This window comes from Pseudomonas sp. TE6288, assembly GCF_054062095.1.
Map to the genome: position 1 here is coordinate 180,216 of NZ_JBSSEW010000001.1, position 26,269 is coordinate 206,484.

A 26,269-nucleotide genomic window follows, 5' to 3' on the forward strand; every position below is an offset into this window, starting at 1 on the left:
GTTGGGGCGATCCGGTGAAGCACTGCTGGCTCGCCCGGCAGCACCATGCTAGCCTCCGCGCGCCCCGCCCTGCGGGGTCGCGACAACGTCGAATCAAGGAGTCAGGCAATGGACCTGCAGTTTCTGGGCACCTCCTCCGGGGTGCCCACCAAGGCCCGCAACGTCAGCGCGACCGCGGTCATCGAGGCCACCGGCACCGGTTGGTTCCTGGTCGATTGCGGCGAAGGCACCCAGCATCAGCTGCTGCACAGCCCGCTGTCGGTGCGCGACCTGCGCGCCATCTTCATCACCCATGTACACGGCGACCATTGCTTCGGCCTGCCGGGGCTGCTGGCCAGCGCCGGCATGTCAGGGCGCAAGGAGCCACTGGTGCTGGTCCTGCCGGCCGACCTGCACCCCTGGGTCCGGCAGAGCCTGGAGGTCAGCGACACCTACCTGCCCTTCGAGTTGCAGATGCAGGCGCTGGAGACCTTTGGTGGCTTGAGCCACGGTAACATCCAGGTCGGCGTGGTCGAGCTGTCGCACCGGGTACCCTCCTACGGCTTCGTGTTCGAGGAGCGCGACCCGCAACCGCACCTGGACACCGAGCGCCTGCGCGCCGACGGCATCCCCGCCGGGCCGCTGTGGGGGCAGATCGTCCGTGGCCGAACGGTCGAGCACGAAGGTCGCCAGATCGACCCGCAGGCCTACCTGCAACCGACGCGCCCGGCGCAACGCATCATCGTCTGTGGTGACAACGACCGCCCCGAATTGTTGAGCGAACTGGCCGCCAACGTTGACGTCCTGGTCCACGAAGCCACCTTCACCCAACCGTTGGTCGAACGCACCCAGGCCAGCTTCGGCCACAGCACCGCCGCCGCTGTGGCGCGCTTCGGCGAGATGGTGGGGGTGAAGAACCTGGTGCTGACGCACTTCAGCGCCCGCTACCAGTCGGGCGGTGGGCGCGGCGGTTCCATCGAGGAGGTACGCGATGAGGCGCTGGCGCACTACAAGGGGCACCTGACCCTGGCCCGGGACCTGGCGCGCTATCGGATTGGCCGTGACGGGGTGCTGGTCGAGGTGGAGTAAGGCCCTACCTTGGCGCCATGACAGACCTCAGGCGATGGCTTCAATGCGCCGGATGCTGCTCCACACTGGCCGCCAGGCAGTAGCGATCACGCCCCTGCCGCTTGGCCTGGTAGAGCGCCGCATCCGCCGCCGCCATCAGGTTTTCCGGGGTCACCGTCGCCAACGTCGGCGCACCCACCGCAATTCCGGCGCTGGCCGTGACATGGCCGAACGGACTGCCACCGTGCTCGATGGCCTGCCGGCGCAGCAACTGCAGGATCTCCTGCACGATCTGGCTGGCCCCTGCGGCATCGGTATCGGGCAGCAGCAAGGTGAACTCCTCGCCACCATAACGCACCGCCAGGTCGCCCGGGCGTTTCAGCGCCTGGCGCAACAGCTCGCCGAAGCGGCGCAGGCACTGGTCGCCGGCCGGATGCCCGTAGCGGTCGTTGTAGGCCTTGAAGCAGTCCAGGTCGAGCATCACCAGGGCCAGGGCATAGCCCTGTCGCCGCGCCCGGCGTATCTCCGGTTCCAGCACCGCATCCAGCCGCCTGCGGTTGCCCAGCCCGGTCAAGCTGTCGGTCAAGGCCAGCGCCTTTAGGGTCTGGTGGGCCTGGTGCAGGGCACGCTCGATGGCGATGCGCTCGCGCAACTGGCGCAGGACGATCCAGCCGAAGCCGGCCAGGCCGATCAGTACCAGGACCAGCACCGCCACCGACTTGATCATGTCATGGCGCCACGGCGCGATGATCGACTCGCGCGACAACCCCGCCTCCACCACCAGCGGGTAGCTGCTCAGTGCGCGAAACCCGTACAGGCGCGGCGTGCCATCGACCACCGCCACCGCCTCGGCCACCCCTTCGCTGGCATGGGGCAGGTACTTGCGGAAGATGTCGCTGGCCGCCAGGCTGCGGCCGATCACCAGCTCGACGAACGGCCGGCGCACGAGGATGGTGCCGTCGCGCTTGGCCAGCACCAGGGCGCCACGTTCGTCGATCTTGAAGTCGCCGTAGTAGCGCACGAACCAGTCGACCTTGATGGTCCCCAGCAACACCCCGGCAAAGCTGCCGTCGGCATTTTCCAGGCGCCGCGAGATGGGGATGATCAGGTCACCCGTGGAGCGGCTGCGCACCACCGTGCCGATACGCACCTGACGGTCGGGATGGGTGCGGTGATAGATGAAATAATCTCGGTCGGCATTGTTGGCACCCGCTGGCACGTCATCCTTGTCGGTGACGATCCAGCCGCCGTCGGGGCCATAGACGAACAGGCCATGCAGTTGCGGCATGATCTGCGCCTGCTGCTTGAGCAACGCGTGCAGGCGCGGTCGGTCGACATGGGCGAAGCCATCGCCCTCCAGGCGCTCGGCCAAGGCCGCGGTGATCGCGTCCACCTGGCGGATGGCATCCTCGGCATGCTGGGCGGTGGCCCGGGCCAGGTTGCTGACCGCGTTTTCGGCATTGGTGAACACCTGCCGGTAGTCGCGCCAGATCCGCCAGCCCTCGACCAGCACGAAAGCCAGCATCACCACCGCCATGAAGCTGAGCATCAGGCGGAACAGCGACACGGCGCGGCCCTCGCCGGTCACCGGGAAGAGGCCGTCCTCGGTCTGTTTCCTGACTGCGCGCATTGAAGTCCCTTGTCATCGACCCTTGGCCGCCAATGACTATAGTTCAGCGCCGCTTGCGTGTGCCGAGGCTGATCCACACCGGCGCGTGGTCGCTGGCGTGCGCCTCGTTGCGCACCCAGGCGTCGACCCCGGCGTCCTTCAGGTAAGGCGCCAGGGCCGGGTTGAGCAGCAGGTGGTCGATGCGCAGCCCGGCGTTGCGCGGCCAGTGGTTACGGAAATAGTCCCAGAAGGTGTAGACCCGCTCGTGCGGGTACAACTGCCGCAACGCATCGCTCCAGCCCTGCTCCAGCAAACGCTGGTAGCAAGCGCGTGACTCGGGCTGCAGCAGCGCGTCCTTGAGCCACGATTTCGGGTTGTAGATGTCCTGGTCGGTGGGCACCACGTTGAAGTCCCCCGCCAGCAACACAGGGTGATCGGCGCCGCGCAGCGTGTCGGCATGGGCGATCAGGCATTCGAACCAGCGCAACTTGTAGGCAAACTTCGGGCCCGGTTGCGGGTTGCCGTTGGGCAGGTACAGGCAGGCCACCTGCACGCCGTGCACCGCCGCCTCGATATAACGGCTCTGGCCGTCATCCTCCATGCCCGGCAAGCCGCGGCGCACCTCCAGGGGCTGGCTGGCGCGGGCGAGGATGGCGACCCCGTTCCATGACGCCTGGCCGAAGTGCAGGCAGCCGTAGCCGCCAGCCTCGATGGCCTCACCGGGAAACTGCGCGTCGCTGGCCTTGAGTTCCTGCAGGCAGACGATGTCGGGCTGCTCACGCGCCAGCCAGGCCAGCAGGTTGTCGAGCCGGCTGCGGATGCCGTTGACATTGAACGTGGCGATCTTCAGCGCTTTCATGCGTCGGGGTCGTCCACGCGGGCCTGCACCGCGTCTTGCAGTGCCCCCAGGTGGGCCTGGTCGGCCAGCTCCTTGAGCTTGAGCCAGTCGTCCCAGTCGATCGCGCCATCATCGCGCAGCGCCTCGGCCGTGCGCAGCAATTCATGGTGATAGGCGTCGGGCGATTCGCGCCGATAGCTGGCATCGTCGTACTGGGCGTACCAGGCCTCGAGTTCGGGAATGCTGCGTTCGATGCTCATGGTCGGGTTCCTCTGCACCTTTGAAGGTGTGAGCCTTGCTTGTCATCATCGGTTCAAAGCACGCAGAAAAATTAAACCTTTGCCCGCCGCCGGCCCTCAACCGTACGCGACACTGACGTCGCGCCAACGGATAAGGAGTCACAGATGAGCAATCTGTTCCTCAAGCGGGTCGGGTTTTCCATGGTGCTGGGCATGGCGTCGCTACAGGCCATGGCCGCCTCGTCGGACGACTTCGTCGACGCCGCCACCGAGGCCGGCATCGCCGAGGTGGTGACCGGCAAGCTGGCGCTGGACAAGAGCAAGGACCCGCAAATCAAGACCTTCGCCCAGCAGATGGTCACCGATCACACCCAGGCCAACCAGAAGCTCGGCGACATCGCCCGCAAACTCGACATCAGCGTGCCCGATGAAGCGGCGCTGACCGACAAGGTCAAGAAGATGATCCTGGAGTGGCGTGACGAGTCGTTCGACCGCTCCTATGTCAACAACCAGGTCGAGGCCCACGAGAAAGCCGTGGAACTGTTCAGGAAGGAGGCCGCCTCGTCCGACAAGGCCGAGCTCAAGGCTTTCGCCGGCGAGACCCTGCCCAAGCTCGAAGAGCACTTGAAGCATGCCAAGGAACTACAGGCCAAGCACGGCCAGTAACCCGCCCCACTGAAAAAGCGAGGCTCCCATGAGCAATGATGCACTGCGTTCGGAAGTCCTGACCCGCCTGTTGCACGCCCATCCACAAGGGCTGGGCAAGGAAGTGCTGGACAACTACCGCGGCGAGAAAGCCGTGGCCGGCATGCTCAAGACCTTGCAGGAGCAAGGCTTGATCCACGATGGCAGCGTGAGTGTCGAATCCGGACACGCGCTCAGCGTCAACTACCCGATCAAGCTGTCGTCCGCCGGTGTCGAGGCCGCCAGGCAAGCCGAAGGCTGATGCTGGTCCGCCCTGTGGCAATGGTTCGGCCAACTGCCACGGGGCGGGCTAGCGCAGGCCTTCGATGATTGCCTCCATCAACGCCCGCACCCGCCGTGGCTGCACCCGCGTCGGCGCGTAGACGATCTGCAGCGCCACCTGCCCGGCGCTGAAGTCCTCCAGCACTTCGACCAGTCGGCCATTGTCGAGGTCGTCGCACACATCGCGAAGCGATTTCAGGCACAGCCCGTGCCCATCCAGCGCCCAGCGGCGCACCTGCTCGCCGCTGTTGGCAACCCGCCGCCCGCGCACGCCGACCGGGTAAGCCGCGCCGTCCAGGCGAAATGGCCAGACCCGTTCGGCGTGGATGCCGAAACGCATGACGATGCAATCGTGGTGGGCCAGGTCGTCCGGGTGCAGTGGCGTGCCGTGGCGATGCAAGTAGTCGGGCGCGGCGCACACCACCCGGCGGTTGTCGCCCAGGGGCCGTGCGCGCAGGGAACTGTCGGCCAGGGTGCCGTAGCGGATGGCGAAGTCGATGCCCTGCCCCACCAGGTCGACGTAGCCATCGGTCAGGTCCAGGTCGATCGAGACTTGCGGATGCTCGGCCAGGAAACGGTCGAGCAGCGGCACGATGCAGTGCTGGCCAAGGTCCACCGGCGCGCTCAGGCGCACCAACCCGGAGATCTTCTGCTGGCCGTCTCTGAGACGGCTTTCCAGCTCGTCGGCCTCGGCCAGCAGGCGCCGTGCGCCCTCGGCGAGTTGCCGGCCGGCGTCGGTGAGGCTCAGCGAACGGGTGCTGCGGGTCAGCAGCGCCACCCCGTAGTGTGCCTCCAGCGCCGCCAGGCGCTCGGACACCGTGGCCGGTGACAGCCCGCGCTCGCGGCCTGCCGCCGACAGGCTGCCTTTTTCGATGATGGTCAGGAACAACGCCAGGTTATCCAGCATGCTTTTCGATTTTCCCGAAATATGATTTTGACTTTCACCTGATTATTGGTGATTTCCTCGCTAATTACACTGCCCGGCATCGACACCCGCACAGGAGCAACCCGATGACCAGCAGAAGAGATTTCATGAAAGGCACCCTCGCCGGCGGCATCGCCGTGGCGGCGGGCGCGGTACTGGCGAAAGAGCCAAGCGGCAGCACCGGGGCGCCGCCCGATAGCGCCGAGGGCAAGGGGTTCTGGCCCAATGGCGCGCAACTGGTGATTTCCGTGTCGTTGCAATTCGAATCCGGTGGCCAGCCGGAACACGCCGAAAGCCCCTTCCCGCCCCTGGATTCACGCTACCCCGACACCATCGCCCCCAGCTGGTACCGCTATGGCCCGCTGGAAGGCGTGCCGCGCCTGCTCGCGCTGTTCGACCGGCATGGCATCAAGGTCACTTCGCACATGGTCGGCAAGGCTGTGGAGGCTTACCCGGAGCTGGCGGCCGAGGTGGTCAGGCGCGGCCACGAAGCCGCCGGGCACGGCCTGCACTGGGCTCCGCAGTACAGCCTGACGCCGGCGGAGGAGCGTCGCCAGTACGAGCAGGCCAGCGCCATCATCGAGCGCGTCACCGGCCAACGCCCGGTGGGTTTCAACGCGTTCTGGATGCGTCACTCCCGCGAAACGTTGAACATTCTCCAGGACCTCGGCTTTCTCTACCACATCGACGACCTGGCCCGCGACGAACCCTCGATCATCCCGGTGCGCGGCAAGCCTTTCGCGGTAGTACCCTACACCCTGCGCAACAACGACATCGGTCGTATTGCCGGGTCCACGGCGATGACCGGCGCCGCGCTGTTGCAGGAGCTCAAGGACGAGTTCGACGTGCTTTATGCCGAAGGCCGCCAACGGCGCCGGCTGATGTCGCTGTCGGCGCATGACCGCATCGGCGGTACACCTACCGTGGTCCGCGCGCTGGACCAGTTCTTCACCTATGCCCGCGGCCATGCCGGCGTGGCGTTCATGCGCAAGGACGAGATTGCCCGTTGGGCCCTTGCCCAGGCCGATACGCCGGTCAATCCGCCACGGGTGTTCGCCTGACCGACAGGGGGGGCTTCGCGCCCTTTCGCCGGCAAGCCGGCTCCCACACCGACCGCGCAAATGTCACGCCATGCACTGAACCTGTGGGAGCCGGCTTGCCGGCGATGAGGCCAGTCCTGACAACCCTGGATCAAGGCCGGCCCGGGTATTCAACGCCCAACCAACCCCGCCTGCCGCATGAACGCAAGGTTGTCCTCCAGATGCCAGTCCTTGGCGATCCGGCCCTCGGCGACACGGTAGATATCCATGGCAATGAAGTCGATGGCCTGACCCTGACCCTGGTGCTCGCCCAGCTTGCCGCTGAAGTGCCCGGTGAAACGCAGCGCCGCGGTGACCCGGTCGCCTGCGACGATCATCTGCAGCACCTCGCAGCGCAGGTCCGGCACCGCTGCGCGAAATGCCCTGGAAGCGCTCAATGGCCCTTCCACGCCCTGTGGCCGTCCCGGTGGCAGGGTGTTGTCGCGAAAGTCGCTGGCCAGCGCGGCGCGGGCCATGGCCTCGTCGCCGGTGTTCCAGAAGGTGTCGTAGCGGCGGGCGGCGAGGATCTGCTGCTCCAGCTGGGCCTTGGGCAGGCTGCGGTCCACGACCAGGGTGGCCGGAGTCACCAGCTCGCCGGCATTGCCCGGATTGGCCGCCGCGCTCAGCAGCAGCAGGGTGATCCAGCGGCCAGCACGCAGCGCCGAAGCCTTGGGTTCGGTGTTCATCTCAGTTTCCTTCAGTGCATTCAACGGGTGGGTATGGCGCGGCCGCGAACCATGGATAAAAGCCTAACCAGTCCCGCCCAGGCGCTCAAGAAGGCACTTTTCACTCACCTGATTACCTTGGAGTAACCCATGGCCCATTACCGCGAATGCCCCGCCTACGACGTGTTCGCCCCGAATTGCCCGGCCCGCCTGGTGCTCGACCGCCTCGCCGACAAATGGGTGCTGTTGCTCATCGACCGCCTCAGCGCCGGTGAGCGGGTGCGCTTCAACCAGCTGCGCCGAGATATCGCCGGTGTATCGCAGAAGGTGCTGTCGCAAACCCTGAAGCGGCTCGAACGCGACGGCCTGGTGGAGCGCCAGGTGCATCCGAGCGTACCGCCCACCGTCGAATACGCCCTCACCGAACTGGGCGCGACACTGGGCGGTACGGTGGAGCGTCTGGCGCAGTGGGCGGAGTCGAACATGCCGGCGATTCTTCTGGCACGCCGGCTGTATGACCAATGCGCCGAATGATTCAGGCCTCCTTTTCGACATCCCTCGGTGGCTTGGCCGGCCCCTGGGGATCAACCTGCGGGTCATCGACATCCGGCGAGTCCGGGTCGAAGCCGAGGTCGTCGGGCGCGGTGGCCTGCTCGGATGAGTGCGGGCCCTGCTTGGCCGGCGATTGGCGTGGATCTGACATGGTGATTTCTCCCGGTTGCGTTCAATGGAGATACCGCCACGGCTGCAAAGTTTGATTTGCTTTGAAATGCCGACTGCCGGGGGCGTCGACGGACCACGTGCCCCCGTTGCCCGCTACTGCTGCTGGTACTGACTCAGGTACTTGTCCAGCACCGCCTTGTCCCCCGCCCCGTCCCCGGCCACCTGCCACAGCCGCCGCTCGATGCCCTGGGCCAGCAGGTGGCCCACCGCGGCTTCGATGGCCGACAACACGCACAGCTGCGCCGGCTCGTTGGTGGTGTAGCCGACCTCGGCCTCGAGCAGCTTCTTGAACTCGATGAACTTGAACACCCCGGCGTTCTGCCCGACCGAGTAGATGGTCTTGCTGGTCATCACGTTGGCCAGCACCTGCCCGGTGCGCACGTCCACCGCCCGCAGGTTGACCGTGACCTGGTCGACCCGGTACTCGCGGGACAGGCCGATGCCCAGGTAGCGGGCGCCCTCGCCGCCGCTGCGCACGTTGGTGTCGTAGGCGATGATGCCGCCCTCGAGCATCAGGTTGGCCGCCTGCAACGGCGGCAGTTCGCCCTGGATGTTCTCGGCAACGTCAGGCTTCTTCTGCGAGGCGCGGATGATCTTGCGCTCGGTCAGCAGGTTCTGCAGGCCCTCGCGCTCGAGCACCACGAACCAGCCACTGGCGTTGAGGGCGTCCATCAGCATGCTCGCCGCCCCCTGGGTGACACTGGTGGAGAACGAGCTGGCCGGAGTCGGCTTGTACTGCCCGGTCTGGTCGCGGAAGCCGTATACCACCGCCATCAGCCGGCCGCGGGGCCGGGGCATGTTGACCAGGTCGTAGTAGGTCGAGGCCCGCGGTGTCAGCGTCGGGGTCTCAGGGTCTTGTTCGGCGGGCATCGGCTCACGCAGGCCGCAGCCTTGCAGGCCAGCCAGGGCGGTGAGGATCAGCAGTGTGCTCAGCAGGCGTTTCATGGCGTTCTCTCCCCAGTAAAGACCCGTCCCTCTCAGGGGTTCAGGCCGCTGACCTCGATGATCGAGACTTCCCCGGTGGCCCGGTCGGTGACCTTGATACTCAGCGCCCCGGAATCGTCGATCACGTCGATCAGGAAGGCGTCGGTGGACATGCTGCCGGTGTTGCCGTTGCTGATGTTGTCCAGCAACTGCCCGAGCAGGCGCGACTCGAGCTGGTTGCTGAAGCGCTCCAGGGCCGAGGTGCCGGCGAATGCCGAGCTGCGGTCCTTGAGGTCGGGATCGTCGTAGTCGTTCTGCGCCTGGGCGTTGTTCAACAGCCAGGCGCCATTGATCGGATTGCCGCCGAAGGACGGGTTGACCGGGGTGTACACCAGCTCGGTGGCCAGGGCCTGGCCACCGAGGCCGGCGGCCAGCAGGCAGGCGGCGATGCGTCGTGCAAGGTGGTTGCTCATAGCTCGTCCCTCTCCAGATCGGTTGTGTCCTGCAGCAGCCGTTGCAATTTGCGCTGGATGATCTGCTGCCTGACCAGGTCGGCGGCCGCGATGGCCTCGTCATTCAGTTGCGTGGTGTTGGGCGGCAGGAAGCGCCGGTACAGCACCTCGCGTTCGTACTCCACCGTCACCAGGCTGCCCCAGCGGGCATCCGGGCGTTCGCGCACCACCAGGTTGAAGTCGAGTCGGCTGGTGGCGCGCAGCCGGTCGCTGAAGGCGTGATAGAAGTCGTGGCCGATGTGCGAGATGGTGTTGTCGACGATGAAACCCATCATCTCGTCCTCGGCCCCGGCCTGCGCCTGGCCATGCAACAGGGCCAGGCACAGGCACACCCGCGCGGCCAGGCGTTTCATGGCGTCTCTCCCAGGCCGGCGTGTGGACGGGCGCCAGCGGCGCTCTCGGCAAAGGCCTGCTCGGCGACGAACTGCCAGTCGCTGTAGTGCTCCAGCCCCTCGAAGGCGCTCCACTGGGCATCGAATCCACTGCGCTTGAGCGGCGCGGCGTCAGAGCGGCTGTACACCCCGGTGATGCGGCCATCGACCGCGCGCAACAGGCCCCATTCTTCGCCGCCACCGACAGGGTCCGGGTAGAGCCGACGCAGGTGGCGCTGCGGCGACGGGAAACGGTTGTCTTCCACCAGCTCCCCAAGGTCCTGCGGATACTGGGCCAGGCCCGGCGAGGCGCGGTAGTAGCTGCGCAGGGCCTGGGCGTACTGGCCGCCCACCCACAGCAGCTGGCGCTCGTGCTCGCGCTGCACGCGGGTGGCCCACAGGGTGCCGGTGGCCGCCAGGGCCATGCTGCTGACGGCGATCAGCAGCAGCACGCCCAGGTAGGTGAAGCCGGCTTCACCATTCGGCATAGAGGCTGCCATCGCGCGCCCTCCCGGTTGCTCCGCTCCTGATGTCGGCCACCGCGCCGGAAACGCCCTCGGGCGGCGGCACCAGCTGCCAGGCATCGCGCCGCTCGGTGATCGGATCGACCGGGGTGTTGCGCAGGTAGCGCTGCTCCACCAGCTGGTCGATCGAATCGGGGTAGTGCCCGGTGTCGCCGTAGTAGTGATCCAGGGCCTCGCGCAGCACCGCCAGGCTCTGGCGCAGGGTGGCCTCGCGGGAGGCCTCCAGGCTGTTGAAGTAGCGCGGCATGGCGATGGTCATCAGGGTGGCGATGATCGCCATCACCACCAGCAGCTCGATGAGGGTGAAGCCTCTGCTCGCTTTCATCGCCGTCACCATTGCCCGTAGGGCACGTTGTTCAGGCCTTTGCCGCTGGCCTTGGAATACACGTCGAACACATCCTCGCCCTCACGCGGGCTGTCGGCCGCGCTGTCGTAGGCGCGCAGGCCCCAGCCGCCCTGGTCGTCGTCCTTGGCGGCGCGCAGCGGGTCGTGGGGGATGCGACGCAGGAAGTAGAACTTCGCACCCTTGGCGCTGCGCACATCGCGCACGCCGTCCACCAGCACCTGCAGGTTCGGCGGATAACCGCTGGCGTTCAGGCGCTTCTCGATGTAGCCGGCGTCGAAGGCGCGCTTGTAGGCGTCGATGGCGTCGCGCAGCTGATACAGGGCCTCACGCAGCTGCTGCTCCTTGCCCCGGCGCACCACGGTCTCGGTCAAGGGCGCGGCCATGGTGGCGAGCAGCCCGAGCAATGCCAGGGTCAGTACCACTTCGATCAGGCTGAAACCCTGCTGGCGGCGTGTCATGGCCGTGGCCTCGCGGCGGCAGGCACCACGGCCATCTGCCCCTCTACCAGCGGCGCCGCGGCTGGCTCGTCAGCCGGGGCGTCGGCGGGCAGCGCGCTGGCCGGCGCCGGTTGCGCCAGTTGGCGCACCTGCAGGGCCGATTCTGTGCCGGTGGCGAACTCCATGTCAGACGGGCTCTGGTAAGGCAGGTTGCGCACGATGCGCGGGGTGATCGCCAGCACCAGTTCGGACTTGCTCATGTCGTCCTTGTTGCTGCCGAACAGCCGGCCCAGGCCGGGAATGTCTCCCAGTCCCGGGATCTTGTTGCCGCTGGCGTTGTGGTCGTTGCGCACCAGGCCGGCCAGCACTTGGGTCTCGCCATCGTGCAGGCGCAGGCTGGTCTGGGCGTTGCGGGTATCGACCTGGACCGGAATGGTGCCCTGGCGCGTGGCCTCCAGGGGCGTGGCGTTGCTCACTTCCAGGGCCACCTTGATCGCCACCTCGTTGTTCAGGTGCACGGTGGGCTGCACTTCGAGCTTGAGGCCGACATCCAGGTAGGTGACGCTTTCGGTGATCACCGGGCCTTGGGTCGAGGGCACCGAGGTGGCGCTGATGATCGGCACCCGCTGACCGATGTGGATGCGCGCCTGTTCGCGGTTGCTGACCCGGATCACCGGGCTGGCCAGGGTGTTGATGTCCTTGTCCTGGGCATTGATCTTGGCCTGCGGCGCCGGCGAGATGCTGATACGGCTGGAGTCGATGCCGCGCAGCTGGTCGAGCACGCTCACCGACTTGCCGTCGCTGGTCAGCACGCCGAAGGTGTTGGGCCATTGCAGGCCGAGGTCGAGGATGCGCGAAGTGGCCACTTCCATCACCTCCACTTCCAGCACCACCTCGGGGTTGGACTGGTCCTGGGACTGCAGCAGCTTCTCGGCCATGCGCACGGCGTCGGGGGTGTCGCGCATGGTCAGGGTGTTGAGGCGCTCGTCGACGAACACGTCGCGGGTCTTGAGCATGGTCTTGACCATGTTCAGCGCGGTGTTGGCGTCGATGCTGGTCAGGTAGAAGGTGCGCATGACCAGTTCCTGGTAGTCCTTGGTCTTCTGCGGCGAGTCCGGGTAGAGCAGCAAGGTGTTGTCGTTGACGATCTTCTGGCGCAGCTGGTTCTGCTCCAGCAGCAGGGCCACGGCATCCTCGATGCGCACCTCGCGCACGAAAATGGTGGCCTTCATGTCCGGGCGCAGGTCTTTGTCGAAGATGAAGTTGATCCCGGCGACCTGGGCCAGCACCTCGAAGATGGTCTTCAGGTCGGCATCGCGAAACTCCAGGGTGACCGGGCGCTCCAGCTTGCTGCGCAGTTGCGGGTAAGGCGTGGCAGTACGGGCCTGGACGTTCTCGATGTCGCTGCGCAGCATCTGGCCCTTCTGGTTCTGCGGGTCGAGGCGCAGCACCTCGCGCATGTAGCGCTCGGCGCCGAACAGGTCGCCCTGGCGCAATGCAGCCTGGCCAAGGGCGACACGGTCGTCGAGGGTGCGGATCAGCTCCAGCTGGCGGATGCCCTCCTGGGCGCGGCGGTTGTTGGCCTCGATGGTCAGCACCCGACCGTAGCCCATGCGCGCGCCGGCGAAGTCGTGGCGCACGCGGTCGCTGTCGGCCTGGGTCAGCAGTGCCTCGACCGCGGCCTGGCGGCCGTGGGCCAGGGCGATGTTCAGCTCGGTGTCGCGCGGATCTTCGCGCAGGGCTTCTTCCAGGCGAGCGATGCCGGCCTCGTACTGGCCTTCCTTGATCAGTTCCTGGCTGTCCTTGCGCGCGGCGCTCGAGCCGCATCCGGCGATGGCCACGCACAGGGCCAGGAGCACGAACGGCGCAGGCTTGCACAACTTCGACGGTTTCATGGTGCGCTCCCGACAGACAGAGTCTGTGGCTGATGCAGTGGCAGGTAGACCAGGCTCAGCTCGGTGGCCGAGACGCGGTCCAGACGGTAGGTCTCGTCGATCACATCGCCCTGGCGCACGACGTAGAGCTTTTCGCCGCTCTGCAGGAAGATCTGCAGGTCGTCGCGCTCACCCATGCGACCGATGAAACGAAACGGCAGCGTCGGGGCGGTAGGTGCGGCGGGTTCCGGGGTGGTGACCACGGGTTGTTCGGTGACGGTGGCCAGGGCCTGGGGTGGGGTCCATTGCTGGCTGGGGAACAGGTCGCGTGAAGGGCTTTTGGCTTCATCGCGGGGCAAGCCCGCTGCCACGTTCGTGGGTGTCGCTTGGGGGCGGGTTTGCTCCGCGACAGGGCCTGCCAGCTCATCCTCCACCACGCCGAACCAGCGCCCCGGCGCCCAGGCCAGCGCCGCGCTCAACCCCAGGAACCCGGCCCACATCACCGCACGCTGAGTGTTCATCACGACCTCGACAGGTAAAGGGTCATGCGCACACGGCCGGTCAGTTCCCGGTCACCGATCCGCTTGCGTTGCAGTTCGAGGTCTTCCAGCACTAAGGTCGGCAGTTGGCCGAGCAGTGCCTTGAGAAAGCCACGGATCTGCGGGTAGCTGCCGCGCACCGGCAGGACGATCTGGTAGCGCGCCAGCTGGGTCTTCGGGTCCACGCCCAGGGCGTACTCGCCCCGGGCCAGGCTGATGCGCTCGGCGCTGGCCAGGTGGTACAGGCGCTCGATCAGCTCGCTGGCCTGGGGCTGGCCGGGCAGTTGCTGGCGCAGGTCGTCCAGCGCCTGCTGCTCGGGCTTGGCCTGCACCTTGAGCTCGCCACGCGCCAGGCGCTGCACCTGGACGCTGGCATCGGCCTCGCTGGCACGCAGTTCGCGCACCGCTTGCCATTGGGGCAGCACCCCGGCCAGGGCGACTGCCAGGGCCAGGCCGCCGACCAGCACCGCGGCCAGCCCTGCCCGGCCGAGGCGCCGCAGCGCTTCATGGACGATCAGGCTACGGACGCGCATGGCCGGTCTCCCAGGTGGCGGTGAGGTTGAAGCGCACCGGATGCTCGACCTGCCCGGCCACCACCTCGTGGTTGAGCAGCGACACGTCCGACAGCTCGGCGCTGCGCTCCAGGCGCTGGTGGTACTGCAGCATGGCCTCGAGGTTGCGCGCCTCGGCACTGATGCGTACCTGGCCTTTGCGGGCGTCGGGGGTAAGGCTGAGCAGCGCCACGTCTTCCTGCGGCATCGCCTCGAGCATGGCGAACAGCTGCTGCCATGGCCGCTGCAACTGCTGCGAGACGCTGCGCATCTGCGCCAGGCGCTCGGCCTGCTCGCGGATCACCGCGCTGCTCTGCCCCGCGGCGGTGGCCGGGCGTCGGCCAAGCTTGAGTTCGAGTTGGTGCACGCGGCCTTCCAGGTGCACCTGCTCGCTCACCAGTTGCTGCTGGGCCAGCACCAGCACGGCCAGCACGGCGCCGCCCAGGGCCAGCAACGACCAGGCCAGGGGGCTGCTGTGGCGGGGTTGGAATTCCAGGTCGAGGCGGCGCATGTCAGGCCACCGCCCGCCACATGGCGCACAACGGATCGGCTTCGGCGCTGGCGGCGCACAGCTGCACCGCGGCCAGTTGCGAGGCTGCCGTGCGCCCCGGTGCGTGCAGGTACACCCGAGGCAACTGCTCGCCATACAGTTCGCAGGTACGCTCGATCAGCGCCTGCAGGGCCTGGTCGTTGTCGGCGCAGCCCTGGGCCAGCACCTGCTGCCAGGCACCGCCTGAAGCCAGCAGCAGCACGCTGCGGCGCGGCTCGGCCAGCACGAACAGGAAGTCGCCTTGGGCCAGTTGCGCCGAGCAGCGGTTGTAGGCGGCCATCAGGTACGGCTGCACCGAGCGCAGGCTCAGGCGGCTTTCCCGCCCCAGTGCCTGCAGGCCCTGGAGCAGCGCCTCGGGCAGCGCCGTGGCGATGCGCGCGGCGCCGGCCGGCTCCGGCGATAGAACGATGCGCCAGTCATCCAGAGGCTGCCCGTAGAGGTTCTCGAAACAGGCCCGGGCGTAGGCCTCGAGTTCGCGCGGGGTACCGATGGCATCGCTCCAGGGCACCAGGCAGAAGCGGCTGTAGCGGGCCGAGAGCAGCACGCGCAACTGCGCGCCGCGTGCCGGATGCTCACCCAGCAGCCCGGCCAGGGCCTGGAGTGCCGAGGCCCAGGCCGGCTGGGCGGCGTCGCAGGCGAACGCGCGGCTGCCCAGCCATTGATGCTGCCGGCCGTGCCAATGGCCCAGGCCGACACCCTCGGCGCCGAGCACCGCGCAATACCGATCAGGCGATAAATGTGACACGGTTGATCTCCTCGAGTGTGGTACGGCCATCGCGGACCAGGTCCACGGCCGAAGCGCGCAACAGGCGCAGGCCGCGTTGGCAGGCCAGCTGCTTGATCTGCGAGAGCGGGCGACGTTCGACGATCATCTGCCGCAGGTCGTCGTCCAGGTGCAACAGTTCGGCAATCGCGCTGCGCCCGCGGTAGCCGCTGCCACGGCACTGGCCGCAGCCCTGGGCGCGCACGAAGCGCCAGCCGGCCACCGCATCACGGGTCAGGCCCGAGGCGGCCAGCAAGTCGTCATCCGGGTCGCTGGCCTGCGCGCAGTGCGGGCAGGCCAGGCGCACCAGGCGCTGGGCCAGCACGGCATTGAGCGCCGAGACGAAGCTGTAGGGGTCGACCTGCATCTGGCTGAAGCGGCCGATCACGTCGAACACGTTGTTGGCGTGGATGGTGGTGAACACCAGGTGCCCGGTCAGCGCCGACTGCACGGCAATCTGCGCGGTGTCCGGGTCACGGATCTCTCCGACGAGGATCTTGTCCGGGTCGTGGCGCAGGATCGAGCGCAGGCCGCGGGCGAAGGTCAGGCCCTTCTTCTCGTTGACCGGGATCTGCAGCACACCGGGCAGCTGGTATTCGACCGGATCCTCGATGGTGATGATCTTGTCCATGCCATGGTTGATCTCGCTGAGCATGGCGTAGAGGGTGGTGGTCTTGCCGCTGCCGGTGGGGCCGGTGACCAGGATCATGCCGTAGGGCTCGGCGGCCAGCCGGCGCAGGGCCTGCAGGGTGTGCGCCTCGAAGCCCAGGGCCTGCAGCTGCACGCCGCTGACCTGGTCGGACAGGTCCTGCTTGTCCAGCACCCGCAGCACCGCGTCCTCGCCGAAGATGCTGGGCATGATCGAGACGCGGAAATCGATCTGCCGCTCGCCGATGGCCACCTTGAAGCGACCGTCCTGGGGCACGCGCTTCTCGCCGATGTCCAGCTCGGCCATTACCTTGATCCGCGAGATCACCTGCTCGGCGAAGGCGCTGCCGCTGGCCTTGCCGGCACCGTTGAGCACGCCGTCGATACGGTACTTGATGGTCAGGCCCTGGCCGGTCATCCCTAAGTGGATGTCGCTGGCGTGCAGCTTGAGCGCGTCGTACAGGGTGGAGTTGACCAGCTTGACCACGCGGCTCTGGTCTTCGCTGATGCTGGTCAGCGACAGGCGCTGCAGCGGGTCGGCCTCACTGCCGGGTTCAGCCTCGTGGCCGAGGGCCTCTACGGCGTGGAAGCTTTCCTCGTGGCGGGCCAGGAACGCGGCCAGGTCGGCGGCGTGGGCCAGGTACAGCGGCGCGCCCTGCAGGCGGTCGTCGATCCAGGCCAGGCGGGCGCTGTCGAAGGGGTCGGCGAACACACCGACCCGCTCGCCCTCGTGTTCGACCAGGGCAAATTCGTGTTTCAGGCACTGCGCCAGGCTGACCCGGTCGAAGGCCGGAGCGCAGGCGAACAAGGCCTGGGTGGCTAGCACCGGGTAATGCAGGGTGATGGCCAGGCGCTGGGTGAAGGTGGCCGGGGTGTCGCTGGACAGGTGTTCCAGGCAGGCCAGAAGACGCTCTTGGCCGGCTTGCTGGCGGGCCTGGGCCAGGAGTTCGCGGGGGTAGCCCCGCGATGGGTCCAGTGGGTCTTTATCGAATGCCTGGGACATGGCCTGCGACTCCGCTCAGGGGCGGCGCCGCGGGCCTGGGGGCCTTGGGCGCCGCTATTCCCCGGTGAGCAGTTGTTCGTCGTCAGGTTTGGCAGGCTTGTCGCCATTGCGTCGGCGGTCGGCCAGGACCCAGCTGCCATCGTACAACTGCAAGGGGAACGACTCGTTCCTGTTCTGGCGTCGTTCGACGTACCCTTCGGCCGGCTGGTCGGTGCTCCTGCGCTGGCGCTCGATGCCCATCAGGTCGAAGACGGCGCGGGCCAGTTCCATCAGCGGGAACGGCTTGAACAGGACATGGGTCACGCCCAGTTCGGCGGCCCGCTCACGGACCTCGGCGGTCGGGTGGGCGGTGATCAGCACGAAATGGCATTGCCTGTTCCTGCGCACGGTCTCCAGGACCTGAAACCCCTCCATGTCGGGCAAGCGGTAATCCAGCACGATCACGTCCGGTACCTGTCTCTCGGCCTCTTCGATACCCGTGGTACCGTCGTGGGCGAGATGGACCTCCAGGCCTTGCGCCTGCAGATAGGCTTGCAGGTTCTGCGCAAGGGTCTGTTCGTCATCGACTACCAATACTCTGTTCACCAAGGTCCACTCCCATGAACTGCCCGGTCTCCCGGTCTGCGAAGTGCGGCCTTGTAGAGGCTTGAGCATGCTTCGTGCCAGGCATGAAAATTCACTGCTTACCGCTTTCAAGTCGCTGATATCGTTGAAGCTCGTCGGTCACCCCAGACCTTGGCGGCTGGCCGTTCCCCATAACCGGGGAAGATGATGGCACATTGCCCTGAAGGGTTTCCCCAACTATGGGGAAAGCCCTGCACGCCCCTCAGTCGACGCGCTCCACCGTAGCGGAATCACGCAAACGTTGGCGTACGGCTTGCCGGGCCTGGGCCTGGAGTTGCGCGACGAGCGCGTCCCTGGCCAGGCGCAGGCCGTGTTCTGGTAGGACAGAAGTATTATCACTTTGGTTCTGCATTCCTTGCAGTCTTTGCCAGTTGGCCTGATGGAAGGCCGCAACTTCGGCGCTGCTGGGTTCTTCGATCGCACTCAGCCGGGCAAAAACCTGCTGGGCGGCCATCTCATGTCGAGTGTAGTCAGCGAAACCTGCCCGATCGAAGCCGGCTTGCGCCAGGCGCTGCTCGAACACCGCGGGGCTGCCGAAGGCCGCCTCAACCTCGCTGACCCGCGCCGTCACCTGCGCATCATTGATGTCGATGCCCTGGCGCTGGGCCTCCTGCCAAAGCAGTTCCTTGTCGATCAGTTCATCCAGGGCCTGCGCGCGCAGGCGCTGGTAAAGATTAGGGTTGCGGATGCTCGCCACCGCCCGCCCCTGGGCCTGGAGGTATTCGCTGAAGTAGCGTTCGAGGCGTAGCACCCCGATCTCCACGCCATTGACCCGCGCCGCCGGGGTGTCGGCGTGGCTGGCCAGGACGAGCAGCGACAACAGGCAGGCAAGCAGGGAGCGCATGGTGATCTTCTCCTGAGTCTCAAGGGCTATCCGGCACCGCTCGGTACGGCGCCACTTCAATGAAACCAGGCCCCGGCAGGCTTACCTCCACCACATGCGCACTTGTCATGCCGTGGCGGCGTCCAGGGCCGAAACCGAGCAACGGCGTGAGCCCGGTATCGATGTCATGCAACTGCTCCAGGGCGGCCAGCAACTGCTCACGGCTGGCGTCGCGCCCTATCTGCTTCAAGGCTTCGACCAACAACTGCCAGGCGCACAGGGTAGTGACCTGCAACGATGCCTGGCGCGGCTCCAGCCCCTGGCGCAACTGCACCCCGGCAAGGGTCGCCCGGCCTTGCGCGGTCCAGTCGCCGGGTACGAAGGGATAGGCCAGCAGCACCCGCTGCGACCACGACGGCGCCAACCCCGGCACGGCACCAGCCACCTGGCCCGACGCGGCGAACAGGTAAGGGTTGCGCCCGCTTGCTTGCAGGCTCGACGCCAGCGCGGTGAACGCCTGGGCGTGGCCGAGGAAGAGGATACCCTCGCCGTCTGGGGCCTGGCCCATGAACGCCAGGGGCGGCGCGGTAGCAAACCCCAGTTGAAGCAAACGCTGCTGCAGCACCTGCGCCGCATCGGCCTGCTCTGCGCCGGCATACACCACCCGCAAGGCAGCGGGCGCCAGGCCAAGGGCATCACGGGCATGCAGCGCCACGCTGAGCAATTGCGCGGGCACGCCCGGCAAGGGATCGAACACCTGCGCACTGCCACCGCTACGTGGCGTGGCGCCTATCAGGGGCAGGCCGGCCTGCTCCAGCTGGCGGCTGTCGAGCAGTGGTGCGAGGGGCGCGACCAGGGCGAACACCCGTTCTCGTTGCGTCAGCGTGTCCAGTGCCTGTGCGGTGCTGGCCGGGTCCTGCCCGGGGTCCAGCGTGACCAGTTGCAGGCGTCGCCCATGGATGCCTCCCTGTTGGTTCAACTGCGCGACGCCATCCTCCAGCACTGCCCGCACTGTCCGCGCGGCCTCGGACAGCGGGCCCTGCTCGGGCAGCAAGGTGCCCAGGCGCAAGGTGCCCTCCTCCACGCCGGGGTCACGGTCTTCACCCAGGCGCTTGAGGTAGGCGGTGAGATTGCGTTGGTCGGCCAGGCTCAGGTCGAAGCGTGGCATCGCCGGGTCGAGGCGATTGCCGGCGGGGTCGGTGCCGCTGCGGATGACCCGCGCCAGGCTGGCATCGGTGTAGGCCGGGTAGCGCCGGTTGTTGGCCTCGCGATTGCCGGAGCCAAGGGCCAGGCGTTGCCAGTCCAGGCTCGGCGGGCGCACTCCGCCTTCGCTGCGGCCGCGCCCGTCGTTGCCATGGCAACCAGCACAGGGCAGCACGCTGGCCGGCACGCGCATGTCCCCGGGGCCGACCCGGGCCAGCAACTGGGCGTCGCTGCTGGAGACGCCTTCGCGGTAGAGGCGCTTGCCGGCGAGTTCCTGCTCGCTCAGTTGCACTGCCCCGCACAGGCACCACCACAACAGGAGCAGGACCCACTTGGCAGCGGCGGCCATGATGTCAGCGCCCCGCCAACGGCTGTGCCAGCAGTTGCAGGCGCTGGGCGATCGCCGCGGGTGGCGCGTCGGGGCGGATCTTGCTCCAGCGCTTGCCCGCCACGTCACCGGCAATCAACTGCGTCGAGTGCTGCTCGGGACTGGGCAGGAACTGGCCCAACCGCCCCAGCACCAGATCGACGCTGGCCTTGTCGCCGGTCAGGAACAGCCAGTTCGGACCATCCACCCCCTGCTTCTGCGCAAACGCCTTGAGTACCTCTGGCGTGTCGTTCAGAGGATCGCTGCTCAGCGACACGAACGTCACCTGCGCCGCCAGTGCCGGGCCCATGGCCTCGCGCACCTCGCGCAATTTGCGGGTGATCAGTGGGCAGGCATCGTTGCAGTGGGTGAAGATCACGTTGAGCATCACCACCTTGTCCTTGAGCACATCGCTGTAGAAACGCAGCTCTCGGCCGTCCTGGTCCTTGAGCACGGTGTCGGTGAACCAGGTCTGCGCATCGCGGGTGCCACCGCCGCTGGTCATGGTCTGCGGCGCCGGTTGTGGCGTCGGCGCGTGGCCCTCGTGGGCGAACGCCACCGAGGCGAGGATCCACAGGCAGGCGCCGAGCACCAGCCAGTCAAGGCTGCGCATGCTGGCATGGCGGGAGGTGTGGGCGCTCATGGCTGTACCTCCTGGCCGGCGATGGCGGTGCTCTTGGCGTGCACGCGACGCGCGCTCAGGCGGTTGACCTCACCGATCAGTACGTTGGGGTCGGTGAAGCCGTAGTAGCGCGTCCAGTGCCCGCTGCGCCCATCACCCACCAGGATCAACGGCGGGTGCTCGCTGAGGTTGGCGCTGAAGCTGCCCAGCCCCTTGAGCGTTTCGCTGATGGCATAGGGTGAACCGGTCAGCCAGCTCCACCCCGGCCCGTGCTGGAATGCCCGGGCGTAACCGGCCAGGCGCCTGGAATCGTCACGCTGTGGATCGACGCTGATCGACACCAGACGGATCTCCTCACCCACCCGCCCACCCAACTGCTGCTGGACCTTGCTCATGATCGACGACACCACCGGGCACACCGTGGTGCAGCTGGTGTAGATGAACCCCATGACCACCAGGTGATCGCCCACCAGGTCCTTCTCCAGGCGCACCGGCATGCCGTCCTGGTCGAGCAGCGCCACATCGGCGAAGCGCACGCTGGCTTTCTCCTGGTGAGCGGCCGGTGGTTGCGCGGGCGTGCCGCCGTGATCGTGGCCGGCGTGGGCCAGCGCCAGGTTGCTCGCCAACAGCAGGCTCAGGCCCAGCAGTTTTCCACCCTGCAGACGGTTCATCGCACACTCCTGGGTTCCCCTTGGGAAGCGGTGGGCGCCTCGGCGGCCGGCAGGACGCGCAGGCTGGTGTAGTTTTCTTCGGTGAAGGCACGCCCGAGGCTCGGCGACTGTACGTGCAGGTACCAGGCGCCGGCCTCGGCCAGCTCCAGCGGCGCCTGGTAGAGCCCCTCGCCCACTTCGACCAGTGCCACGTTGCGTGGCAGCGACGAAGGCGCCAGGAAGTAGCGCAAGCTCAGGTCGCCAAGCCCAGGGCGTGGTTTTCCGTCCTCGCCGAGGATGCGCACCCGGGCCAGGTAGGGGGTGTGCTGCAGCAGCGGCTGGTCGGTGCCGATGAACTCGGCGCGGGCACGCTTGGGCACGCCCGACTGCGGCAACGCCGCGACTTCGGTGCTGAAGCAGTGGATGATCTGCGGCTGATTGAGCAGGAACGCGACGTCGAAGGTGCCGGCGGCCGGCAGCTTCACCGTCGAGCCGTACACCCCGGGCGCCAGCTCGCGCAAGCTGCGATCGATGACCCGCGCGGCGCGGGCCTGGTGGCCGCGGTTGTTGTAGCCCGACATCGGCGCGTTCATGCCCTCGGCGTAGAAGTAGGTGGTGTTGTCCACGGGGTTGACCACGAACACCGAGTTGTCGTCGCGGGAAATGCTCACCCCCTGGGCCAACGGCAGGTCGCCGGCCTGGCGCGGCGCCGCCGGGCCGGCCTCGAAGCCCTGGACGATCGGTTCGCGCCCCTGCCCGAGGCTTGCCAGGTTGATCATGCTCACCTTCGAAGAAGCCAGCCCACGCACATAGGCGTAGGCCTTGGTGAAGGTCAGTTGGTACGGCTCGGCGGCCACCGGTATCCGATGGAGCACCTGGTCGGTACTGGCATCGATCACCAGCGCCTGGTTCTCCAGGGTGTTGAGCACCACGCCATAACGACCATCCTGGCTGAAGCGCATCGGCCCCAGGCCCTGCTCGGCCTTGACCGTGTGGCGCAGGGTGTGGCTGCGGGCGTCGATCACCCGTACCGTGCCCTCCTGGCCATCGACCACGTACACTGCCTGCGACAAGGGCGAGTAAGCCACCGACAACGGATGCGGGCCGACCTCGAGGGTCTTCACCAGGCGCATCTGGGCGGTGTCGATGACGCTCAGGGTGCCGCCGTCGCGGTTGCTGACGAAGGCAAAGCGCGAATCGGCGCTGAAGGCTATCTCGTGGTGGCCGGAGCCGGTGACGAACGACTTGAGCTTGGCCCGGCTGGGCACGTCGATCACCGTCACCCCGCCCTTGGCCGGGTCATGGCTGTTGTTGCCCACCCACAGCAGGCGCTGGTCGGGTTGCAGCGCCACCCGCAGCGGCTGCTCGCCGGCCTCCAGGGTGGCCACGCGAGTGAAGGTCTCGGTGTCGATCAACGCCACCTGGTTGCGTTCGGGCATGGACACGAACACCTGCTTGTCATCGCCGGTGGCCACCCAGTCCATGGGCCGCCCCGGAAGGTCGATGCGCGCCAGCGTGCTGGTGACCCCGCCCACCGACACGGTCGGGTCGATCACCGTCAGGCTGGCGTCCTTGTTCAGCACCAGCAGGAAGTAGCTGTTCAGATCGAGCAAAGGACGAGCGCCGATGCTGCTTTTGAGAAACAACGCCACGCGCGCCTTGCAACTGCTGTCGCGGTCGCCGACCGGTGCCGACTGCGCGGGGTCGAGCCAGGCGCCGGGGGCCATGCCCGACAGCGGCTGGCCGCTGGTCTGGTCGCTGACCTTGAAGCGGATATTGGCAAAGTCGCCCTCACGCAGTTCACCGCCGCTGAGGGGGCGCGCCTCGAACTCAACGGTGACGCCATCGCGGCTGAGCGTGTGCAGGGCCTGGGGATCGGCGGCCTCCTGCAGCAGTTCGCGGGGGTCGCACCAGAGCTTTTCGTAGGCCACGCCGAGGCCGATCAGCGCGGTGCCCAGCAGCAAGCCCAGGTATGCAGGGCGCAGCTTGCGGTTCATGCCGGCACGCATGGGGTAGCGCCTTCGAGGGGAATGGTCATGCTGCACCTCCACAGGAATCACGGTTCTGTGGAGGGGGAAGCAAGCGTTATGCCATTAAACAAACGCCCTTAAATCAACGGGTTAGCCAAACAACCCGAGAACATTGGGGAGGCGGCCCCAATACCGGGGGCTGTCTGCCGGGCCCGCGCTTTATAAGAAAACCCTGCTCATTTGCCTGACCCGGCGCCATGCTTGTCCATTCCCACACTCGATCTGGTGGTGCAGGCGAGCCTACCGTTCAGTACACAAATAGTACGTATCAAGCATGAAACAATTGAATGATTCAGGCCATTTTCAGACAGTTGCAGTACGTACCATGTAGCATCAGCCGAAAGCATTCCGCCCCCAATTCAGCGCAATGTGTCCTATCGATCTCGAGCAGTATCTGGAAACCGCCGGCAGGCTGGAGGCCAGAACGCTGGGTGTGATCCGCAAGATCGAGCAGCTCAGGAAGAAGGACGGCGACCTCAAGGCGAGCGCTGATCTGACACATTTATTTTCACTATATTGATTTGTGATATGAATCATGTCATTTTCAGGCCGCACCCAACCCATGGTTCCTTTCGGGCCATGGCTGGTAACGCCCCCACCGGAGCCAACAACATGAATAAAACCGGACTTCTCGGCGCGCTGGCACTCTGTGCCTGCAGCGCCTTCGCCCAGGCCGACGATGCCAGCCTGCGCATCGGCATCGAGGCCGCCTACCCGCCCTTTTCCTACCGCACCCCAGAAGGTGAGCTCGCCGGCTTTGACTACGACATCGGCAACGCGCTGTGCGCGCAGATGCAGGTCAAGTGCCAGTGGGTGATCCAGGAGTTCGACGGCATGATCCCGTCGCTGAAGGTACGCAAGATAGACGCTGTGTTGTCGTCGATGTCGATCACCGAGGATCGCTTGAAATCGGTCGATTTCACCGACAAGTACTACCACACCCCCGGCAAGTTCGCGATGAAGGCCGGCAGCCGCCTGGACACCCCGATGGTGGACCTGAAGGGCCGCAAAGTGGGCGTGCAGCGGGCCTCGACCTATGACCGCTTCGCCACCGAACAACTGGAACCGGCGGGCGTCGAGATCGTGCGCTACGCCTCGCAGAACGAAGCCTTCCTCGACCTGGTTTCCGGGCGCCTGGACGCCACCCTCGCCGATATCGTCAACACCGAGGAAAGCTTCATCAAGACCCCGGCGGGCCAAGGCTTCGCCCTGGTCGGCCCGGACATCGGCGACCCTCACTATTTTGGCCGCGGCGCCGGGATTGCCGTGCGCAAGGGCGACACCGCCAACCTCGCGCGGCTCAACGCCGCCATCGCCGCGATCCGCGCCAACGGCATCTACCAGCAGGTGCAGGGCAAGTACTTCCCGTTCGACATCTACGGCCAGTAACGCCGGCCGACGAGGGTTTTCATCATGCTTCATGGCTATGGATCGAGCATTCTCGATGGCGCCTGGCTGAGCATCAGCCTAGCACTGCTGGCGATGGCCTTGGCCATCGGCCTGGGCCTGTTCGGTGCGGCCTGCCGGCTGTCACCGTTGCGATGGCTGGCGGCACTGGGCGAGGTGTATGCCACGGTGGTGCGCGGCATCCCCGACCTGGTGCTGATCTTGCTGGTGTTCTACGGCGGCCAGGACCTGGTCAACCGCCTGGCACTGGCGCTGGGCTACGAACAGTACATCGACATCAACCCGTTCGTTGCCGGGGTGTGCACCATGGGCTTCATCTTCGGCGCCTACCTCTCGGAGACCTTTCGCGGCGCCTTCCTGGCGATCCCCAAGGGCCAGGCCGAGGCTGGCGCCGCCTACGGCATGAGCGGCCTGCACGTGTTCTGGCGGATCAGCCTGCCGCAGATGGTGCGCCTGGCCCTGCCGGGCTTCACCAACAACTGGCTGGTGCTGACCAAGTCCACCGCGCTGATCTCGGTGATCGGCCTGCAGGACATGATGTTCAAGGCCAAGAACGCCGCCGACGCCACCCACCAGCCGTTTACCTTCTTCCTCGCCGTGGCCGCGCTGTACCTGCTGCTGACCAGCGTGTCGCTGCTGCTGTTGCGCGGTGTTGAACAACGTTACTCGGTCGGCTTCAAAGCCGCCGAACTCTAGGGGAGCTGCCCGATGACGCTCGACTATCAACTGATCTGGCAGAACCTGCCGCTGTACCTGAACGGCGTTGCCCTGACCCTCAAGGTGCTGCTGATTTCGCTGGCCTGCGGCCTGGCGCTGGCGATCCCCCTGGCGCTGATGCGTGTCTCGCGCACGTGCCTGCTGGGCTACCCCGCCTGGCTCTACACCTACGTGATCCGCGGCACGCCGATGCTGGTGCAGCTGTTCCTGGTGTACTACGGCCTGGCCCAGTTCGAGGCCGTGCGCCAGAGCCCGTTGTGGCCCTACCTCTCCAGCGCGACGTTCTGCACCTGCCTTGCCTTCGCCCTCAACACCAGCGCCTACAGCGCCGAGCTGCTGGCCGGGAGCCTGCGCTCGACGCCCCGGGGCGAGGTCGAGGCTGCCCGTGCCATGGGCATGTCACGGTTGACGCTGTACCGGCGCATCCTGCTGCCCTCGGCCTTGCGCCGCGCCCTGCCGCAGTACAGCAACGAAGTACTGATGATGCTGCAGACCACCAGCCTGGCGTCGATCGTCACCCTGGTGGACATCACCGGGGCGGCGAAGACCTTCAACGCACGCTACTACCTGCCTTTCGAGGCCTTCATCACCGCCGGGCTGATCTACCTGGCCCTGACGTTCATGCTGGTGCGCCTGTTCAAGCTGGCCGAGCGCCATTGGCTGGCCTACCTGGCACCGCGCAAGCACTAAGGA

32 protein-coding genes are annotated in these 26,269 nt (G+C 66.7%); 8 read left to right on the forward strand and 24 right to left on the reverse strand.

Features of this window, described 5'->3' with window-relative positions; all coding sequences use genetic code 11:
* Window positions 1-108 precede the first annotated feature (108 nt).
* On the forward strand, window positions 109-1,068 hold the full coding sequence (locus ACVWY1_RS00905) for a ribonuclease Z (RefSeq protein WP_457377643.1): 960 nt from the start codon (window positions 109-111) through the stop codon (window positions 1,066-1,068).
* 40 nt (window positions 1,069-1,108) lie between these two features.
* Here the strand turns inward: ACVWY1_RS00905 and ACVWY1_RS00910 are convergent, their stop codons facing one another.
* From ACVWY1_RS00910 to ACVWY1_RS00920, 3 genes are read right to left on the reverse strand one after another with little or no spacing between them, the layout of a single operon-like run.
* Window positions 1,109-2,677 (reverse strand): sensor domain-containing diguanylate cyclase, encoded by a 1,569-nt coding sequence (locus ACVWY1_RS00910; RefSeq protein ID WP_457377644.1) that lies wholly within the window; start codon window positions 2,675-2,677, stop codon window positions 1,109-1,111.
* A gap of 43 nt (window positions 2,678-2,720) precedes the next feature.
* Window positions 2,721-3,515 (reverse strand): exodeoxyribonuclease III, encoded by a 795-nt coding sequence (gene xth, locus ACVWY1_RS00915; RefSeq protein WP_277504260.1) that lies wholly within the window; start codon window positions 3,513-3,515, stop codon window positions 2,721-2,723.
* A complete protein-coding gene (locus ACVWY1_RS00920) occupies window positions 3,512-3,754 on the reverse strand; it encodes a hypothetical protein (RefSeq protein WP_102685119.1) in 243 nt (80 codons plus the stop codon). Before ACVWY1_RS00920 ends, xth begins: the two co-directional genes overlap by 4 nt.
* Before the next feature lie 144 nt (window positions 3,755-3,898).
* Here ACVWY1_RS00920 and ACVWY1_RS00925 point away from each other — a divergent pair, with 144 nt between their 5' ends.
* Complete coding sequence (locus ACVWY1_RS00925) at window positions 3,899-4,399, forward strand: DUF4142 domain-containing protein (RefSeq protein WP_023631357.1); 501 nt, start codon at window positions 3,899-3,901, stop codon at window positions 4,397-4,399.
* A gap of 28 nt (window positions 4,400-4,427) precedes the next feature.
* A complete protein-coding gene (locus ACVWY1_RS00930) occupies window positions 4,428-4,679 on the forward strand; it encodes a hypothetical protein (RefSeq protein WP_457377645.1) in 252 nt (83 codons plus the stop codon).
* 48 nt (window positions 4,680-4,727) lie between these two features.
* Here the strand turns inward: ACVWY1_RS00930 and ACVWY1_RS00935 are convergent, their stop codons facing one another.
* Complete coding sequence (locus ACVWY1_RS00935) at window positions 4,728-5,606, reverse strand: LysR family transcriptional regulator (protein WP_457377646.1); 879 nt, start codon at window positions 5,604-5,606, stop codon at window positions 4,728-4,730.
* A gap of 104 nt (window positions 5,607-5,710) precedes the next feature.
* Here ACVWY1_RS00935 and ACVWY1_RS00940 point away from each other — a divergent pair, with 104 nt between their 5' ends.
* Window positions 5,711-6,685, forward strand: coding sequence for a polysaccharide deacetylase family protein (locus tag ACVWY1_RS00940; protein WP_457377647.1), 975 nt, complete (start codon window positions 5,711-5,713; stop codon window positions 6,683-6,685).
* Window positions 6,686-6,834: 149 nt separating this feature from the next.
* On the opposite strand, the gene ACVWY1_RS00945 is transcribed toward ACVWY1_RS00940, so the two are convergent.
* Window positions 6,835-7,389, reverse strand: coding sequence for an ester cyclase (locus ACVWY1_RS00945; RefSeq protein ID WP_457377648.1), 555 nt, complete (start codon window positions 7,387-7,389; stop codon window positions 6,835-6,837).
* Window positions 7,390-7,518: 129 nt separating this feature from the next.
* Between ACVWY1_RS00945 and ACVWY1_RS00950 the strand changes: the two genes are divergently transcribed.
* Window positions 7,519-7,902, forward strand: a complete 384-nt coding sequence (locus ACVWY1_RS00950) for a winged helix-turn-helix transcriptional regulator (RefSeq protein ID WP_102685114.1) — start codon at window positions 7,519-7,521, stop codon at window positions 7,900-7,902.
* Window position 7,903: 1 nt separating this feature from the next.
* On the opposite strand, the gene ACVWY1_RS00955 is transcribed toward ACVWY1_RS00950, so the two are convergent.
* The 19 genes from ACVWY1_RS00955 to ACVWY1_RS01045 all read right to left on the reverse strand — a co-directional run bounded on the left by ACVWY1_RS00955 (window position 7,904) and on the right by ACVWY1_RS01045 (window position 23,419).
* Window positions 7,904-8,071 carry a DUF6021 family protein gene (locus ACVWY1_RS00955; RefSeq protein WP_173862475.1) on the reverse strand — a complete coding sequence of 56 codons (168 nt, stop codon included), beginning with the start codon at window positions 8,069-8,071 and terminating at the stop codon, window positions 7,904-7,906.
* Between the two features lie 113 nt (window positions 8,072-8,184).
* Complete coding sequence (locus tag ACVWY1_RS00960) at window positions 8,185-9,036, reverse strand: CsgG/HfaB family protein (protein WP_102685113.1); 852 nt, start codon at window positions 9,034-9,036, stop codon at window positions 8,185-8,187.
* Window positions 9,037-9,068: 32 nt separating this feature from the next.
* Window positions 9,069-9,488 (reverse strand): curli assembly protein CsgF, encoded by a 420-nt coding sequence (locus ACVWY1_RS00965; RefSeq protein ID WP_023632251.1) that lies wholly within the window; start codon window positions 9,486-9,488, stop codon window positions 9,069-9,071.
* Window positions 9,485-9,880: a curli production assembly/transport protein CsgE gene (gene csgE, locus ACVWY1_RS00970; RefSeq protein ID WP_102685112.1), complete on the reverse strand. Its 396-nt coding sequence runs from the start codon at window positions 9,878-9,880 to the stop codon at window positions 9,485-9,487. Before csgE ends, ACVWY1_RS00965 begins: the two co-directional genes overlap by 4 nt.
* Window positions 9,877-10,398, reverse strand: coding sequence for a type II secretion system protein (locus ACVWY1_RS00975; RefSeq protein WP_457377649.1), 522 nt, complete (start codon window positions 10,396-10,398; stop codon window positions 9,877-9,879). Before ACVWY1_RS00975 ends, csgE begins: the two co-directional genes overlap by 4 nt.
* A complete protein-coding gene (locus ACVWY1_RS00980; RefSeq protein WP_277504265.1) occupies window positions 10,373-10,747 on the reverse strand; it encodes a type II secretion system protein in 375 nt (124 codons plus the stop codon). Before ACVWY1_RS00980 ends, ACVWY1_RS00975 begins: the two co-directional genes overlap by 26 nt.
* 5 nt (window positions 10,748-10,752) lie before the next feature.
* Window positions 10,753-11,226, reverse strand: coding sequence for a type II secretion system protein (locus ACVWY1_RS00985; protein ID WP_258600835.1), 474 nt, complete (start codon window positions 11,224-11,226; stop codon window positions 10,753-10,755).
* Window positions 11,223-13,100: a secretin N-terminal domain-containing protein gene (locus ACVWY1_RS00990; RefSeq protein WP_046855690.1), complete on the reverse strand. Its 1,878-nt coding sequence runs from the start codon at window positions 13,098-13,100 to the stop codon at window positions 11,223-11,225. The genes ACVWY1_RS00985 and ACVWY1_RS00990 overlap by 4 nt, the downstream gene beginning before the upstream one ends.
* A complete protein-coding gene (locus ACVWY1_RS00995; protein ID WP_277504269.1) occupies window positions 13,097-13,600 on the reverse strand; it encodes a hypothetical protein in 504 nt (167 codons plus the stop codon). Before ACVWY1_RS00995 ends, ACVWY1_RS00990 begins: the two co-directional genes overlap by 4 nt.
* Window positions 13,600-14,151: a type 4a pilus biogenesis protein PilO gene (gene pilO / locus ACVWY1_RS01000; RefSeq protein WP_198754290.1), complete on the reverse strand. Its 552-nt coding sequence runs from the start codon at window positions 14,149-14,151 to the stop codon at window positions 13,600-13,602. The genes ACVWY1_RS00995 and pilO overlap by 1 nt, the downstream gene beginning before the upstream one ends.
* Window positions 14,138-14,680, reverse strand: a complete 543-nt coding sequence (locus tag ACVWY1_RS01005) for a pilus assembly protein (RefSeq protein ID WP_110704238.1) — start codon at window positions 14,678-14,680, stop codon at window positions 14,138-14,140. Before ACVWY1_RS01005 ends, pilO begins: the two co-directional genes overlap by 14 nt.
* Window position 14,681: 1 nt before the next feature.
* Window positions 14,682-15,464 (reverse strand): hypothetical protein, encoded by a 783-nt coding sequence (locus ACVWY1_RS01010; protein WP_139671151.1) that lies wholly within the window; start codon window positions 15,462-15,464, stop codon window positions 14,682-14,684.
* Window positions 15,445-17,133 carry a GspE/PulE family protein gene (locus ACVWY1_RS01015; RefSeq protein WP_457377650.1) on the reverse strand — a complete coding sequence of 563 codons (1,689 nt, stop codon included), beginning with the start codon at window positions 17,131-17,133 and terminating at the stop codon, window positions 15,445-15,447. The genes ACVWY1_RS01010 and ACVWY1_RS01015 overlap by 20 nt, the downstream gene beginning before the upstream one ends.
* A 54-nt stretch (window positions 17,134-17,187) precedes the next feature.
* Window positions 17,188-17,721, reverse strand: a complete 534-nt coding sequence (locus ACVWY1_RS01020; protein ID WP_173862474.1) for a response regulator — start codon at window positions 17,719-17,721, stop codon at window positions 17,188-17,190.
* Between the two features lie 238 nt (window positions 17,722-17,959).
* Window positions 17,960-18,601, reverse strand: a complete 642-nt coding sequence (locus ACVWY1_RS01025; RefSeq protein WP_457377651.1) for a SurA N-terminal domain-containing protein — start codon at window positions 18,599-18,601, stop codon at window positions 17,960-17,962.
* A gap of 19 nt (window positions 18,602-18,620) precedes the next feature.
* A complete protein-coding gene (locus ACVWY1_RS01030; protein WP_457377652.1) occupies window positions 18,621-20,132 on the reverse strand; it encodes a cytochrome c/ABC transporter substrate-binding protein in 1,512 nt (503 codons plus the stop codon).
* A gap of 4 nt (window positions 20,133-20,136) precedes the next feature.
* Window positions 20,137-20,793, reverse strand: coding sequence for an SCO family protein (locus ACVWY1_RS01035; RefSeq protein ID WP_457377653.1), 657 nt, complete (start codon window positions 20,791-20,793; stop codon window positions 20,137-20,139).
* Window positions 20,790-21,443: an SCO family protein gene (locus ACVWY1_RS01040; RefSeq protein ID WP_139671166.1), complete on the reverse strand. Its 654-nt coding sequence runs from the start codon at window positions 21,441-21,443 to the stop codon at window positions 20,790-20,792. The genes ACVWY1_RS01035 and ACVWY1_RS01040 overlap by 4 nt, the downstream gene beginning before the upstream one ends.
* The gene (locus tag ACVWY1_RS01045; protein WP_277505614.1) at window positions 21,440-23,419 is read right to left on the reverse strand and encodes a cytochrome D1 domain-containing protein; all 1,980 of its coding nucleotides are present in this window, start codon (window positions 23,417-23,419) and stop codon (window positions 21,440-21,442) included. Before ACVWY1_RS01045 ends, ACVWY1_RS01040 begins: the two co-directional genes overlap by 4 nt.
* 645 nt (window positions 23,420-24,064) lie before the next feature.
* On the opposite strand from ACVWY1_RS01045, the gene ACVWY1_RS01050 reads away from it, so the two are divergent.
* The 3 genes from ACVWY1_RS01050 to ACVWY1_RS01060 are packed head-to-tail and all read left to right on the forward strand — an operon-like array spanning window position 24,065 to window position 26,266.
* Entirely contained in the window at window positions 24,065-24,841 is a 777-nt protein-coding gene (locus tag ACVWY1_RS01050; RefSeq protein ID WP_102685262.1) for an ABC transporter substrate-binding protein, read from the forward strand.
* Window positions 24,842-24,865: 24 nt separating this feature from the next.
* A complete protein-coding gene (locus ACVWY1_RS01055; RefSeq protein ID WP_102685261.1) occupies window positions 24,866-25,555 on the forward strand; it encodes an ABC transporter permease in 690 nt (229 codons plus the stop codon).
* Between the two features lie 12 nt (window positions 25,556-25,567).
* Complete coding sequence (locus tag ACVWY1_RS01060) at window positions 25,568-26,266, forward strand: ABC transporter permease (protein WP_102685260.1); 699 nt, start codon at window positions 25,568-25,570, stop codon at window positions 26,264-26,266.
* Window positions 26,267-26,269 lie beyond the last annotated feature (3 nt).